The organism is Microbacterium schleiferi (assembly GCF_015565955.1).
Taxonomy (GTDB): Bacteria; Actinomycetota; Actinomycetes; order Actinomycetales; family Microbacteriaceae; genus Microbacterium; species Microbacterium schleiferi_A.
In genome coordinates, this window is the sequence record NZ_CP064760.1 from 2,175,416 (window position 1) to 2,189,419 (window position 14,004).

Genomic DNA, 14,004 nt, shown 5'->3' on the forward strand with positions numbered 1-14,004 from the left:
GAGCGCTGAGGCACCGCTGAACGGTGGTCGCGAGCGCCTTACGCGGACTTCTGCTCTGCCAGGAGAGCGGCCCGAGCCTCGCGACGTTCGCGCTGCTCGGCCGGGTCAGGGACCGGCACTGCCGCGATGAGTCGCTTGGTGTAGTCATCCTGCGGGTTGCGCAGAATCTGCTCCTTCGACCCCTGCTCGACGATGCGTCCGTGCTGCATGACGGCAATGCGGTCAGCCAGCAGGTCCACGACCGCGAGGTCGTGAGTGACGAACAGCGTCGCGAACTGCTTCTCCTTCTGGATCGCCTGCAGCAGTTCGAGCACACGCGCCTGCACCGACACATCCAGGGCGCTGGTGGGCTCGTCGGCCACGAGCACCGTGGGGTCCAGCGCCAGGGCGCGCGCGATACCGATGCGCTGACGCTGCCCACCCGAGAGCTCATGCGGGTACCGGTTGCGGAAATCGCGCGGCAACTCGACCAGATCGAGCAGATCCTCGACGCGCTGCGAGATCTCCTTCCGGTCGCGGCCCGCCAGTTCGAGGGGCTCACCGATCGACTCACCGACCGGCCAGCGCGGGTTCAGCGAGGACCCGGGATCCTGGAACACGATTCCGAGCTTTCGGCGCACCGCCCGCAGCTCCTTGGGGTTCACGCCGACCATGTCCTGACCGGCAACGCGCAAGGATCCCTCGGCGATCGGCACCAGTCCAACGATCGCGCGGGCGATCGTTGTCTTGCCCGACCCCGACTCCCCCACCAGACCCAGCACCTCGCCCGGCTGGATCGACAGGGTCGCATCCGAGACCGCGCGGAAGGCGGGGACGCGGCCGCGCTTGGGGTATTCGATCGAGACGTTCTCGAGCCGCAGAGCCGCGGTCGAGTCGTCGCGTCGCGTCTCCTCCTCGGCCCGCGCTTCCCCGAGGCCAAGGTGGGGCACGGATGCCATGAGCGCGCGCGTATACGGATGCTCGGCCTCACCGAAGACCTGCGTTGCAGGCCCGTATTCAACGACGTCCCCGTCTTTCATCACCATGACGTCATCGGCCATGTCAGCAACCACGCCCATGTCGTGGGTGATGAGGATGATGGCTGAGTCGAGCTTCGTGTGGAGGTTACGCAGCAGATCGAGGATCTCGGCCTGCACCGTCACATCGAGCGCGGTCGTCGGCTCGTCGGCGACGAGCACACGGGGCTCCAGCGAGATCGACTGCGCGATCATGGCGCGCTGGCGCTGCCCACCCGAGAGCTGGTGGGGGTAGGAGTCGAAGGCCTTCAGCGGATCCGGCATCTCGACCAGACGGAGCAGCTCGAGCGAGCGCTCCTTGGCCTGCTTGCGCGTCATTCCGGGACGGTGGGTCATCAGCGCTTCCGAGATCTGGAAGCCGATGGTGTAGACGGGATTCAGGGCCGTCATGGGCTCCTGGAAGATCGCGGCGATGCCCTCGCCACGTACCTTCCGCAGAGCCTCGGGGCGCGCACCGAGAATCTCCTTGCCGGCGAGCTTCGCACTCCCGTGGACCCGGGCGTTCTTGGGCAGCAGACCCATGATGGCCATGCTGCTGGTGCTCTTTCCGGAGCCCGACTCACCGACGATCGCGAGGACCTTGCCGGGCATGAGGTCGTAGCTGACGTGCTTGGCAGCGGCGACCCAGCTACCGCCGACGAAGAACTCGACACCCAGGTTCGATACCGACAGTGCGGGGCCTGCCGTTGACGTCGCGGCGGTCTGCGCGGCCCGTTCCTTGCGTCCCAGGCGTCCGCCCGTGCGCGGCTGATCAGAAGTCATCGTTCGTTCTCCCGTGTCAGGATGGGCGCATGCCCGAACCGGTCACTCTTCGCCCGCGCGGCGGCATGATCATCGCCACGCTTGCCCTCGTGATCACGGCAGCGGCCCTCGTATTCATCGCCGTAGACGGCGGACTGCTCGACCTTGCCCGCTGGGCGTGGCCGGTCGTGTTGCTCGGCTGGGGCGCCTGGCTGCTGTACCTGCGCCCGTTCGTTCGCGTCTCCGAAGGCTTCGTCGAGGTGAGCAACATCGTTCGCACCTACCGCGTGCCGTGGAGCGACATCGACGCGATCGACTCCCGCTTCGCGCTCACGATCCGCACGCGCGGCGGCCGCCTCATCCGCGCCTGGGCAGCTCCCGCACCGGGAGCCCGACAGGCCCTGTCGACGCAGCGCGCCGATGTCGCGCATGCGCCCGGGGACGACGACACGCGTCGCCCGTCGGATGCCGAAGGCACCGCCTCCGGTGATGCCACCGGCCTCGTGCGCCGCGAACTCGACCGCCACCGCCGTGAAGACGTCGTGGCGCCGGGTGATGTGACCACGGTGGGCCAGACGGTCGTGACGTGGCATCCGCTGCTGATCGCGGGCACCGTTGCGCTCGCGGCCGCCGCGGTTGCGAGCCTCGTGCTGCCTCACGGCTGATCATCCGATCTGTCGCCGCGATCTCGTCGGCGACCGGGAGGCCCAGACCCCTCGCCGAGGTCGGTGAATTCATCCATGTACGGGACATCGGAATCCGACGTCGGAGCCTCGACCATCGTGACCGCCTGCACCGACGGAATAGCCGCGACGGCACGGGATGCCTTGCGGCGACTCACCTTCGCCTGCTGACGCGGGTCGAAGGCGTCTCGCAGACCGTCACCGATGAAGTTGATGCACAGGGCGAGCAGGATGATGAACAGACCCGGCCACCAGAACAGCCACGGACGCGTCCGGAACGCCTCACGGTACGTGCTGATGATCTGGCCGAGGGAAACATCCGGGTACTGGATGCCGAAGCCCAGGAAGCTCAGGGCCGCCTCCGTCAGCACAGCGGCGCTCATCAGGAGCGTCGTGTTGACGATGATCACGCCGACGGCGTTCGGGAGGATGTGCCGGAAGATGATCCGCGCGTTGCTCGCACCGGCGACCCGGGCTGCATCCACGAACTCGCGTTCTCGCAGCGACAAGAAATCACCGCGAACGAGGCGGGCAAGACCGGTCCAGCTCAGGATGCCGAGGAACAGTCCGAAGACGAACGCGTTGCCGCCGAACAGCTTCCCCATGATCGAACCGAGGACGATGATCGGGATGATGATGATGACGTCGGTAAACCGCATGATCAGCGAGTCCGACCAGCCGCGGAAGTAGCCCGACACCGCGCCGAGGCTCACACCGACGACCAGCGAAACCAGGCCGACGAGGAACATGACGGTGATCGACTGCTGCGTACCGCGCATGACCTGCGCGAAAACGTCCTTACCCAGTGTGTCTTGACCGAACGGGTGCTCACCGAAGCTCAGGGGCCACAGGGATAGCGTCGGCTGCCCGCCGTTGACAACGGGGTAGGCGGTCCACCAGTTCAACGGCCACCAGCCGGGGATACGCCACCCGTTGATCGAGAGGACCCCGGCGGCATTGGCCTCGAGGGCCCCGGTGCCTCCGATGACGGTCCCGACGGAGGTGAATGCCAGCAGGATGACGAGGACGAGGATGACCAGCGCGGTCATCGCCAGCTTGTGGCGGAAGAAGCGACGGCGCACGAGGGCGCCCTGGCTCATGCCCGCGACGGCCTTCTGTTCGATCGTCTGCTCGGAGCCCCGGTCCTGGGGCGCATCTGTGGGAAGCGAAGTCGCCATGTCAGTTCACCCGGATCCGTGGGTCGAGAGCGGAGTAGAGGAGGTCAGCGATCAGGTTGAAGATCACTGCCAGGACGCCGGTGACGACGAAGAAGCCCATCACGAGGTTGACGTCACCCTTCTCGAGGCCATCGACGAACAGAGAACCCATTCCCTTCCAGGCGAAGATCGTCTCGGTGATGACCGCGCCGCCGATGAGCGCGCCGATGTCGAAGGCGATGATCGTTGCGATCGGAATCAGCGCGTTGCGCATCGCGTGGCGGACCACAACGGTGCGCTCCGTGAGGCCCTTGGCCCGCGCCGTACGCACATAGTCCTGGTTCATGACCTCGAGCAGGCTCGAGCGCGTGTACCGCGTATAAGCCGCGATCGAGACGACAGCCAGGGCGATTGTCGGGAGGATGAGGTGCGAGAACCCGTCGAGGATCTGGAACCACATGTCACCCTGCAAACCGGGGGTCCGTGAGCCGATCGTCGCGATGACGCCGCTCTGCGGGATCCGCTGCACGTAGTCGGGATAGACCAGCAGAACGCGGTCGATGACGATGACGAAGAAGGTGATGAAGCTGACGATCGCCGCGGTACGCGCGGCTTCCCGCTTTCCGTCGCCCCCGACGATGAGGCCGACGACGATGCCGATGCCGATCGCCGCGATGCCGAGCAGAATCAGCATCCAGCCCTCGGGGACATAGAAGAACAGGTACTGCAGCGGGAAGTAGAGGGCGATCCAGATTGCCACCGTGATGAGGGAGGCCAGGAGCGCGCGCCGGTTGGCCAGGCCCGTCGAGATCGCGGTGACGCCGACGGCAGCGCCCACTCCGGTGACGATGACCCCGATGAGGCCGATGGTCGGCTGGGCGAACCAATTCGTGACGCCGAGAAGCCCCAGCATGCCCGCGCCGGCAACGAAGGCCGAGCCGAAGGTGATCAGCCGGGTCTTCCACGAACCTCCGAGAAGGCTCATGAACACGACACCGGATATCAACCCGGTGATGAGCACCGCGAGCCAGGTCACATTTGGATCGGCCAAAAACTCGTTGAAGCGGATCGCGCCGAACTCCTTGAGGAGCACCGCGACCCAGAAGATCGGGAGCGAGTAGACGATGAAGGTCAGGAAGGTGACGCTGTAGTCGAATCCGCTGTACTGGCGAAGCGCCGTGATGATACCGATCGTGACACCGACGAGGATCGCGATGATCGTGGCTGCCGTGACCAGCTGGATCGTCGAACCAGCCGCGGAGGCCAACGCCTCGGTGACGGGCTGATTGCCGCGGGTGTAGGCGAGCCCGAGATCGCATCGCAGGATGAGGCACTGCGCGGCGCCGCCCAGCCACGTGAAGTAGCGGACGACCGGAGGCAGATCGAGATTCAGAATCTCGATGCGGTAGGCGATTTGCTCTTCGCGGTTGGGTGCGCTGCTGCCGCGCAGGTCCTTTAGCGGGTCGCTTCCGATCGCGGTGAGGGTGTAAACGATGAACGATGCGACAAGGAGCACGAGCAGGATCGCGCCCAGTCGCCTCAGGAGAAACGTCAGCACGTTCGGCCTCGCGGGTTCGCGGACTCAAGTGTCATGGGTGTTCCATTCGGGGCAGAGCTTTGCCCAAAGGTACTACGGCATGCGATGTCGCGGCCGGTCGCCGCGACACAGCTGTGGGCGCCGAGGGGTCACCTCGGCGCCCACGCTATTGGTGTCGACTTCGGGGAAGCGGCTCAGCCGCTCCCCGAAGGAGGGATCAACCCTCAGCGTCGACCGGTGCCCACTCCCAGAAGTTCCAGAAGTAGTCCGGGCTCAGCGGCATGGCCTTCACTCCGGTCACGCGGTCGCTCGAGACGAGCAGACCGGGGAACTGGAAGATCGGGATCGTGACGGCATCCGACCAGATACCCATCTCGGCCTCGTTGAGGAGGTCGGTCTGCGTGTCGTAGTCCGAGGTGACGTTGAGCGTCTGCAGTGCAGCCGTGACGTCCTCGTTGCAGTAGCCGTTGTAGTTTCCACCCTTGGTGTCCGGTGCTGCGAAGTCGTAGCACGCGTAGATCTGGTCCGATCCACCGACGGCGAGGCTGGTCTGCGACCAGGCGAAGATCACGGCGTCGTGCGGGTTGATCGGGTTGACCGACGGGTCGGTGAACTCCCAGTTCGGCTCGCTCTGGTCGACGAGCTGGAAGCCAGCCTGCGCGGCCGAAGCTGCGATGAGCTCGAACTCCTGGCCACGACGGACGTTGCCCTCGGGGTACCAGAAGCCGACCTCGACCGGCGTGGTCACACCGGCGTCGGCGAGGAGCTGCTTGGCGCCCTCGATGTCGACGTCGGCGTAGTCGGCCGAACCGTTGTCGGCGGTGAGGATCGGGTAACGGACCGTGTCAGCCTCGCTCACGAGGTTCGCGTTGCGAACATCAGCATCGGGGTTGAGCGGCACGATGATCTTGTCGACGATCTCCTGGCGCGGGATCGTCTTCAAGAACGCCTGGCGGACGGCAAGTGCCGTCGCCTCGTCGCCACCGTAGGTAGCCGGGTCGAACGGACCGCCGTTGTTGACGGTCAGGTCGACGTGCTCGTGCGAGGCCTGGACACCGGTCTGGACCTCAGCGGTTGCGATGCCCTCGGCAACCTGGAGGATGTCAGCGGTGGGCTGACCCGTCCAGATGTCGAGCTCGCCGGCCTCGAGGGCCTGCAGCGCCGTGGTGGCGTCGCCGATCGCGCGCACCGTGATGCGCTCGAACTTCGGCGAGGGACCCCACGTGTAGAGGGGTTGGCGACGAGAGTCGTGTACTGGTCCTCAGCCGTCTCCTCGATCGTGTACGCGCCGCTGGTCAGGGCAGCAGCGGGGCTGTCCGGCAGCGAGGTGTAGGCGTAGGCGTCGCCCCATGCGGTGCCGAGCGCGTCGAGGACTGCGTCGTCACCGTTGGTGATGGCATCCACGACCTTCTGCTTGGCGGTCTCGGCGAAGCTCTTGGCGGCCTCGCTGTACTTGTCCCAGTCGCCCTGCTCGCCCGAAGCCGAGTAGGTGTCCCAGGCAGCCTGGACGTCGGCGTACTCGTCGGGGAAGGCGAGTGCGTAGGTGCCGTGTGCCGACACACCGAGCGGGTTGACGAGCTCCCAGTCCACGTACGGCTCGTCGTAGACGAGGGTGATCGTCTTGTCGCCGGTCTCGGGGGTCTGGGTGACGAGGTTGTAGCCGGTCGTGGCAGCGGGCGAGAACGCGTCGCTGACGTTGCCGGAGAGGGCGGCCCACTCCAGGAGCATGTCGGCCTCGTCGATCGGAACACCGTCGGACCATACGGCGTCTGCGGTGATCGTGTACTCGACCGTCAGCGGGTCTTCGCTCACGACTTCGTAGGAACCGAAGTCGGTGTTGCGCACCCACTCAGGGGTGTTGTTGTAGTAACCGAACGTGGTGTCGGTCATGTACTTGATGTTGCCGTTGGCGGTGTTGTTGCCAGCGGAGCTGTCGTCGTTGAAGTGGAAGAAGCCTTCGTTGTACGCAACGGTGACTTCGGAGTTCTCCACGACATCCGACTGGTAGGGGTTGCTGCAGCCGGCGAGCACGAGTGCTCCCACTGCAACGACGCCTACGCCCGCCGCAAGACGTGCGATCTTCACATTTCCTCCTGTGCAAGGGGTTATGTGCCGGGGGCATGATTGACCCCGGCACGGATGGAAAAACCCTAAGCGCGGGCTGTGAGTTGTTCAAAACCTGAGGCCGAAAAGTTACATACCCTTAACTCGGCGGGAGTTGCATGTGGCAATCTGACAAGGTGCACCCCCGGAAGCGGCCTCCTGTTGTGAGCGAAGTGCTGAACGTTTCGCGCGTTGAGGGGCAAACACGTACGCGGCTGACGTGGGAGCTGTGGATCGTCCTGGCCATCACCGTTGGCCAGTCGGCGCTGTACAGCCTCCTGTCGTTCGTTCGATCGCTCATTCGCGCCGCCGAGCAGAATCAGACCCTCGCACAGCAACAGACCCAGCTGAACCCGAACCGGGACGCCGAGGCGCTGTGGAACGCGCTCTACCAGTTCCTCAGCATCTTCTTCGGTTTGGCGCTGGTCGCACTCGTGATCTATCTGCTGTGGGAGCCGGGGTCCAATGCCCTGCGGCGGATCGGCCTCGACTTTTCCCGCTTCGGCGGCGATGTCGGCCGTGCACTGCTGCTCGGCGCCGTGATCGGCATCCCCGGTCTTGCTCTGTACGTCATCGGCCGCGCGCTCGGGATCACCCTTCAGGTGAGCGCCTCACCGCTGGATGCCGCGTGGTGGACGGTCCCGCTGCTGATCCTTGCGGCGCTGCGGGCTGGGCTCACCGAGGAGGTCATCTTCCTCGGATACCTCTTCGACCGCCTCCGCCGGTTCGGCTGGAACTGGTGGGCGATCATCCTCACCACGGCAGGCCTGCGCGCGGCGTACCACGCCTACCAGGGCTTCGGAGCGATCGTCGGCAACTTCGCGATGGGCGTCGTCTTCGGCTGGTGCTACCGCCGATGGGGTCGCGTGATGCCCCTCGTGATCGCCCACACCCTCATCGACATCGTCGCGTTCATCGGCTATCCCCTCGCGGTATCCCTCTTCCCCACGGTCTTCTAGCCCCCCTGCCCCGCCCTGATCCCCGCGAGACACAACCTCGCGCGACGCACGGGGTACGTCCGTCGCGCGAGTGCACGTCTCACGGGGATCAGGTGGGCCGGGAGCGGGGGTCCTCCACGGGCGGAGGGGCGGGAGGGTTGTGCACCGACAGGGACCGCGACGGGGTATGGGTGGGTGGAGAGCTGCTCACCATGAAGGATGCAACCGAGGATCGCGATCTCTCCGAGTCCCGTTCGCCTTCACGTCGCGTCGGATGCCGCGCCGACGACTCGACCGCGTGATAACCGCACTCTCGTACGCGTTCGGCACGGCGTATGGGCGGATGCGGCGGCCTGGCGCGCTCTGCCCCCGTGGGATCGCTACCTGGCGCGTGTTCACGCCGTCGCGCTGCTGCGACCGGATGCCGTGTTCTGCCGCGAGTCCGCCGCTGCCCTATGGGGTCAGCCCATCTTCGGCGAGCCGCGCGACATCCATCTCTTCGATGGCGGGGCGGCGCGCTCCCACCGCGTGGGGGACGTCGTGAGGCACGCGAGCATCGCGCCGCCCCGCGTCGTCGAGGCTGGTGGGCTTCTGTTGACTGCTCCCGCTGATACCGCGGTCGCGCTGATGCGCGCTCTTCGCCCCGCGTGGGGTCTCGCGGCGGTAGACGCCACGATCAGTGAGCGCCAACTCGGTCTCTGCACGATCGCCGAGGTTCGGGATGCCCTTTCGCTCCAGGTGGATCGCCGCCATCGGCGCCGCTGCGTGTGGGCGCTCGATCACGCAGACCCCCGTTCGGAGAGCGTGGGCGAGTCAGTGAGCCGCGCGGTGATCAGCTGGCTGGGATTCGAGGAACCCGAGTTGCAGCATCCGTTCCACCTCGAGGGTCACGACGACCGCTGCGACTTCTTCTGGCCGCGCTCCGGGGTCGCCGGAGAGTCCGACGGGTATGGCAAGTACGCCGCACCCGCCGACCTCATCGCCGAGAAACGCCGCGAAGACCGCCTGCGCCGACACCTTCGAGGCTTTGCGCGCTGGGACTGGCACGACGCCATGCGGGCCGACCCCTGCGCCGAGCGCTCGAGGCAGCCGGCGTCCGCCGCATCCGCCCGCCCCAACCCGCCATGCTCGCCACCCTCTCCCCCGGCCCCGCCCGTCCCGGCCACCCCGTGAGACGTAACCTGGCGCGTGAAACGGGGTGACGTATGGCGCGCCAGGTTACGTCTCGCGGATTTGGGGGTGGGCGGGGGCGGGGGGGTTAGGTGAAGGCGGCGGGTGGGGGGCAGGCGCAGACCAGGTTGCGGTCACCGTAGGCCTGGTCGATCCGGCGGACCGGGGGCCAGTACTTCGACCGGATGAGCGAGCGAACCGGATACACAGCCTGCTCGCGCGAGTACGGATGCTGCCACTCGCCGACCGCGATGGACTCCGCCGTGTGCGGAGCGTTCACGAGCGGATTGTCGCCCGCGGGCCACTCCCCCGCGGCGACGGCGTTAGCCTCGGCCTTGATCGCGATCATGGCCTCGATGAAGCGCTCGATCTCTCCGAGGTCCTCGGACTCCGTCGGCTCGACCATGAGGGTTCCCGCGACCGGGAACGACATCGTGGGGGCGTGGAAGCCGTAATCGATGAGGCGCTTGGCGACATCGTCGACGGTGATCCCGGTCGCATCCCGCAGCGGCCGCAGGTCGAGGATGCACTCGTGCGCCACCAGACCGTTCTCCCCGCGTAGAGCACGGGGAAGTGCTCGCGGAGCCGCGCGGCGATGTAGTTCGCGGCCAAGACCGCGGAGCCTGTCGCCTCGCGCAAGCCGTCGGCCCCCATCATCCGCACGTAGGCCCACGAGATCGGGAGGATGGATGCCGACCCATACGGCGCCGCCGAGATCGGACCACCGGCGAACACCGCGCCCTCGGCATCCGAGAGAGACGGATGCCGATCCCGCTGCGCCATCGGATGCGAGGGCAGGAACGGCGCGAGGTGCGCCTTGGCCGCGACCGGACCGACGCCCGGCCCGCCGCCCCCGTGCGGAATCGCAAAGGTCTTGTGCAGGTTCAGGTGCGAGACGTCGCCGCCGAGATCTCCGAGCCGGGCGTAGCCGACGAGCGCGTTGAGATTCGCGCCGTCGACGTACACCTGTCCCCCGGCCTCATGTACGGCGGCGGTGATCGCCAGCACATCGTGCTCGTACACGCCGTGCGTCGAGGGATAGGTGATCATGAGCGCCGCGAGCGCGTCAACGTGTTCGGCGATCTTGGCCCGCAGGTCCGCGAGGTCGACATTGCCGGCCTCGTCGCACGCGACGACGACCACCCGCATGCCAGCCAGCACCGCGGATGCCGCGTTCGTCCCGTGCGCCGACGACGGGATGAGGCACACCGTCCGCTGCTCGTCACCGCGCGAGCGGTGGTATCCGCGGATAGCGAGCAGGCCCGCGAGCTCCCCCTGCGACCCGGCGTTGGGCTGGACCGAGACGGTGTCGTAGCCGGTGACCTCAGCCAGCCACGTCTCGAGCTGGTCGATGAGTGACAGATACCCGCCGACATCGGATGCCGGAGCGAACGGATGCACCCGCGCGAACTCCGGCCATGACACTGCCGCCATCTCGGTGGCGGCGTTGAGCTTCATGGTGCACGAGCCCAGCGGGATCATGCCGCGGTCGAGGGCGTAGTCACGGTCGGCGAGAGTCTTCAGGTACCGCATCATGGCAGTCTCGGACCGGTGCGCGTGGAAGACCTCGTGGGTGAGGTAGGCATCCGTGCGTCGCAGCGTCTCGGGGTACATGCGCACATCGGCCAGCGACGACCACGACCAGTCCTCCGGAAGCTCCGTCGGCGCCTCTCCTGTCGCGCCGAACGCGGCGAGCAGGTCGGCCTCGATCGTCGGGTCGGCAGCGCTGACCTCGTCGATCGAGATCCCGACGGTGGTTTCATCCACGTGCCGCAGCAGGATGCCGAGGCCCGCCGCCGCCGCAACCGTGGCATCGGCATCCGCGACCCGCACCGGGATCGTGTCGAAGAAGCTCTCCGTCAGCACCTCGACCCCGCGCGCCCGCAGTGAACCGGCAACGAGCGCCGTCTTCGCGTGCACGCCCTGCGCGATCCGCTTGAGCCCTTCGGGGCCGTGATAGACGGCGTACATCGCGGCCATGACAGCCAGCAGGACCTGCGCGGTGCAGATGTTCGAGGTCGCCTTCTCGCGTCGGATGTGCTGCTCACGCGTCTGCAGCGACAGCCGGTACGCGGGCCGGCCGTCGGCATCCACCGAGACTCCCACGAGACGTCCGGGAAGCTGCCGCTCGAGCCCTGCGCGCACGGCGAGGTAGCCGGCGTGCGGGCCGCCGAAGCCCATCGGCACGCCGAAACGCTGCGTCGTGCCGACCGCGACATCGGCGCCGAGCGAGCCCGGCGAGCGCAGCAGCGTCAGGGCGAGGAGGTCGGCGGCAACGACCGCCAATCCCCCGTGCTCGTGGACGGCGGCGATCGCCTCGCTCGGATCCCACACCCGCCCCGACGCACCGGGGTACTGGAGGAAGGCACCGAAGGCCTCGGGCAGCTCGATCCCCGCATCCGCCACGAAGGACACGACACGGATGTCGATCCCGAGCGCCTCGGCGCGGTGGCGCAGCAACGCGATCGTCTGCGGCAGAGCGTCGGCATCGACGAGGAACACGGTCGATGAGCTCTGGGATGCCCGGCGAGCGAGCAGCATCCCCTCGACCACGGCGGTGGACTCATCCAGCATCGAGGCGCCGGCCGTCGCCATCCCGGTCAGGTCGGTCACCATCGTCTGGAACGTGATGAGCGCTTCGAGCCTGCCCTGCGAGATCTCGGGCTGGTAGGGTGTGTACGCGGTGTACCAGGCGGGATTCTCGAAGACGTTCCGTGCGATGACGGCGGGCGTCACGGTGTCGTAGTAGCCAAGGCCGATCATCGACCGCGTCACCCGATTGCGCGAGGCCAGGGCGCGCAACTCGGCGAGAGCCTCCGCCTCGGTCGCGGCGTGGGGAATCCGCGACCCGTCCCGCGGCGCGGCGTGGATGGATGCCGGCACCGCCGCCTCGACGAGCCCATCGACACTCTCGTAGCCGAGCGCGTCGAGCATCTGCCGCTGGGCTGCGGCGTCCGTTCCGATGTGGCGCTCGGCGAAGGAACCGACGATCATGCAGCGCCGCCGGTGAGCGCGACGTACGCGTCACGGTCCAGGAGCGCGTCGATGTCGGCAGGCGTGACCTTGAGCTTCATGAGCCAGCCGGCACCGAACGGATCGGAATTGACCACGGACGGATCGTCGACGGCCTCGTGATTGACGGCGAGCACCTCGCCGTCAACGGGTGCGAACAGCTCACCGACGGACTTCGTCGACTCGATCTCGCCGCAGACCTGGCCGGCCGAGACACCGTCTCCGACGCCCGGAAGCTCGAGGAAGACGACATCGCCGAGCTTGTCGGCGGCGTAATCGGTGACCCCGATCACGGCTTCATCGCCCTCCAGGCGCAGCCATTCGTGCTCGGCGGTGTACTTCAAGGTCGTCAGATCGGTCATTTCGTCCTCCGGTAAAAGGGCAGGGTCGTCACGGATGCGGGGATGAGGGTGCCACGAACGTCGATCGCCAGGGCGGTGCCGGGCTCGGCGAGCGCGGGGTCGACGTAGGCGAGGGCGATGGGATGGCCGAGAGTCGGGCTGAGCGCACCCGAGGTCACCTCCCCGACGACCGGCGCACCGCCGGCTGCCTGATCGACGACGGGATACCCGGCGCGTCCGGCGCGACGGCCTTCGGAGACGAGTCCGACGAGCACGCGGCGGTCGGCATCCTCAGCCTGAGGCACTGACTTGCCGACGAAGTCGGGCTTGCCGTCGGCAACGCTGCGCGCGAGCCCCGCCTGGGCGGGCGTCGTCTCGAGCGAAAGCTCGTGGCCGTACAGCGGCATCCCGGCTTCCAGCCGGAGGGTGTCGCGGGCTGCCAGACCGGCCGGGACGAGTCCGTACGGTTCTCCCGCCACCAGCAGGGCATCCCAGAGGGCTCCGGCCGCACGATGGGGGACGAGCAGTTCGAAGCCGTCCTCCCCGGTGTAGCCCGTGCGGGCGATGAAGAGCGGCTCGCCGGCGAAGGATCCGGCAGCCCAGGCGTAGTAACCCAGGTCGGCAAGCGCAGGGGAAACGTCGTCGATATCGGATGTCGCCGCCACGATGTCGTGCGCGGCAGGCCCCTGGACGGCGATCAGCGCCAACTGATCGGTCACGTCCTCGATCTGTGCGGTGTCGGAGATGCCCGGGACGAACAGGAAGGACGCGATCCCGTGGCCGCGCTCGCCTGCCGCGAGGAAGGATGCCGCGACCGGCGCGCGTGCGGCACGGAGGCGGAAGGCCTCGGCCACGGCATCCCGGTTTCCCGCGTTGGCGATGACGAGGTAGCGATCCTCGGCGGTGCGGTAGACGATGACGTCATCGACGATGCCGCCGTCCTCGGACAACACGAGCGAGTACTTCGCCTTGCCGACCCGCATACCCGAGTGATCGCCCGAGAGGGCGTAGTCCAAGAACGCGCCGCTGGGCTCTCCCGTCACCAGGAACTCGGCCATGTGCGAGATGTCGAACAGGCCCGCGGCGTCGCGCACCGCGTGGTGTTCGGCGAGGTCGGATGCGTAGCGCACGGGCATCAGCCAGCCACCGAAGTCGGTGAACGCAGCACCGAGGGCGACATGTCGATCGTAGAGCGGCGAGCGTTTCGGCTCGGGTGGAGCCTGCTGCGATTCTGGTGGAGCGGGGTGTGACATGAGTTCTCCCGGTCGTCGGACGGGGGACGCCGTACGACGCCCGTGAACTCCCC

The 14,004-nt window shown here is 67.3% G+C and carries 9 protein-coding genes and 1 pseudogene; 3 read left to right on the plus strand and 7 right to left on the minus strand.

Features of this window, described 5'->3' with window-relative positions:
* Nucleotides 1-38 precede the first annotated feature (38 nt).
* Nucleotides 39-1,778 carry an ABC transporter ATP-binding protein gene (locus tag IT882_RS10520; RefSeq protein WP_195691814.1) on the minus strand — a complete coding sequence of 580 codons (1,740 nt, stop codon included), beginning with the start codon at nt 1,776-1,778 and terminating at the stop codon, nt 39-41.
* Nucleotides 1,779-1,807: 29 nt separating this feature from the next.
* Between IT882_RS10520 and IT882_RS10525 the strand changes: the two genes are divergently transcribed.
* Entirely contained in the window at nt 1,808-2,422 is a 615-nt protein-coding gene (locus IT882_RS10525; protein ID WP_195691815.1) for a PH domain-containing protein, read from the plus strand.
* Here IT882_RS10525 and IT882_RS10530 read toward each other — a convergent pair.
* The 3 genes from IT882_RS10530 to IT882_RS16535 all read right to left on the minus strand — a co-directional run bounded on the left by IT882_RS10530 (nt 2,413) and on the right by IT882_RS16535 (nt 6,323).
* The gene (locus tag IT882_RS10530) at nt 2,413-3,618 is read right to left on the minus strand and encodes an ABC transporter permease (RefSeq protein WP_195691816.1); all 1,206 of its coding nucleotides are present in this window, start codon (nt 3,616-3,618) and stop codon (nt 2,413-2,415) included. The genes IT882_RS10525 and IT882_RS10530 overlap by 10 nt on opposite strands.
* Before the next feature lies 1 nt (nt 3,619).
* Nucleotides 3,620-5,155: an ABC transporter permease gene (locus tag IT882_RS10535; protein WP_195691817.1), complete on the minus strand. Its 1,536-nt coding sequence runs from the start codon at nt 5,153-5,155 to the stop codon at nt 3,620-3,622.
* 196 nt (nt 5,156-5,351) lie between these two features.
* Nucleotides 5,352-6,323 carry an ABC transporter substrate-binding protein gene (locus IT882_RS16535; protein ID WP_229382066.1) on the minus strand — a complete coding sequence of 324 codons (972 nt, stop codon included), beginning with the start codon at nt 6,321-6,323 and terminating at the stop codon, nt 5,352-5,354.
* A gap of 1,078 nt (nt 6,324-7,401) precedes the next feature.
* Here IT882_RS16535 and IT882_RS10545 point away from each other — a divergent pair.
* Nucleotides 7,402-8,196, plus strand: coding sequence for a CPBP family intramembrane glutamic endopeptidase (locus IT882_RS10545; protein ID WP_229382067.1), 795 nt, complete (start codon nt 7,402-7,404; stop codon nt 8,194-8,196).
* 198 nt (nt 8,197-8,394) lie between these two features.
* On the plus strand, nt 8,395-9,348 hold the full coding sequence (locus IT882_RS10550) for a hypothetical protein (RefSeq protein ID WP_195691819.1): 954 nt from the start codon (nt 8,395-8,397) through the stop codon (nt 9,346-9,348).
* Nucleotides 9,349-9,433: 85 nt separating this feature from the next.
* Here IT882_RS10550 and gcvP read toward each other — a convergent pair.
* The 3 genes and pseudogenes from gcvP to IT882_RS10565 all read right to left on the minus strand — a co-directional run bounded on the left by gcvP (nt 9,434) and on the right by IT882_RS10565 (nt 13,951).
* Nucleotides 9,434-12,339 (minus strand): annotated as a pseudogene (gcvP, locus tag IT882_RS10555) (aminomethyl-transferring glycine dehydrogenase).
* Complete coding sequence (gene gcvH, locus IT882_RS10560) at nt 12,336-12,719, minus strand: glycine cleavage system protein GcvH (RefSeq protein WP_195691820.1); 384 nt, start codon at nt 12,717-12,719, stop codon at nt 12,336-12,338. The pseudogene gcvP and the gene gcvH overlap by 4 nt, the downstream one beginning before the upstream one ends.
* A complete protein-coding gene (locus tag IT882_RS10565) occupies nt 12,716-13,951 on the minus strand; it encodes a glycine cleavage system aminomethyltransferase GcvT (RefSeq protein ID WP_195691821.1) in 1,236 nt (411 codons plus the stop codon). Before IT882_RS10565 ends, gcvH begins: the two co-directional genes overlap by 4 nt.
* Between the last annotated feature and the right edge of the window lie 53 nt (nt 13,952-14,004).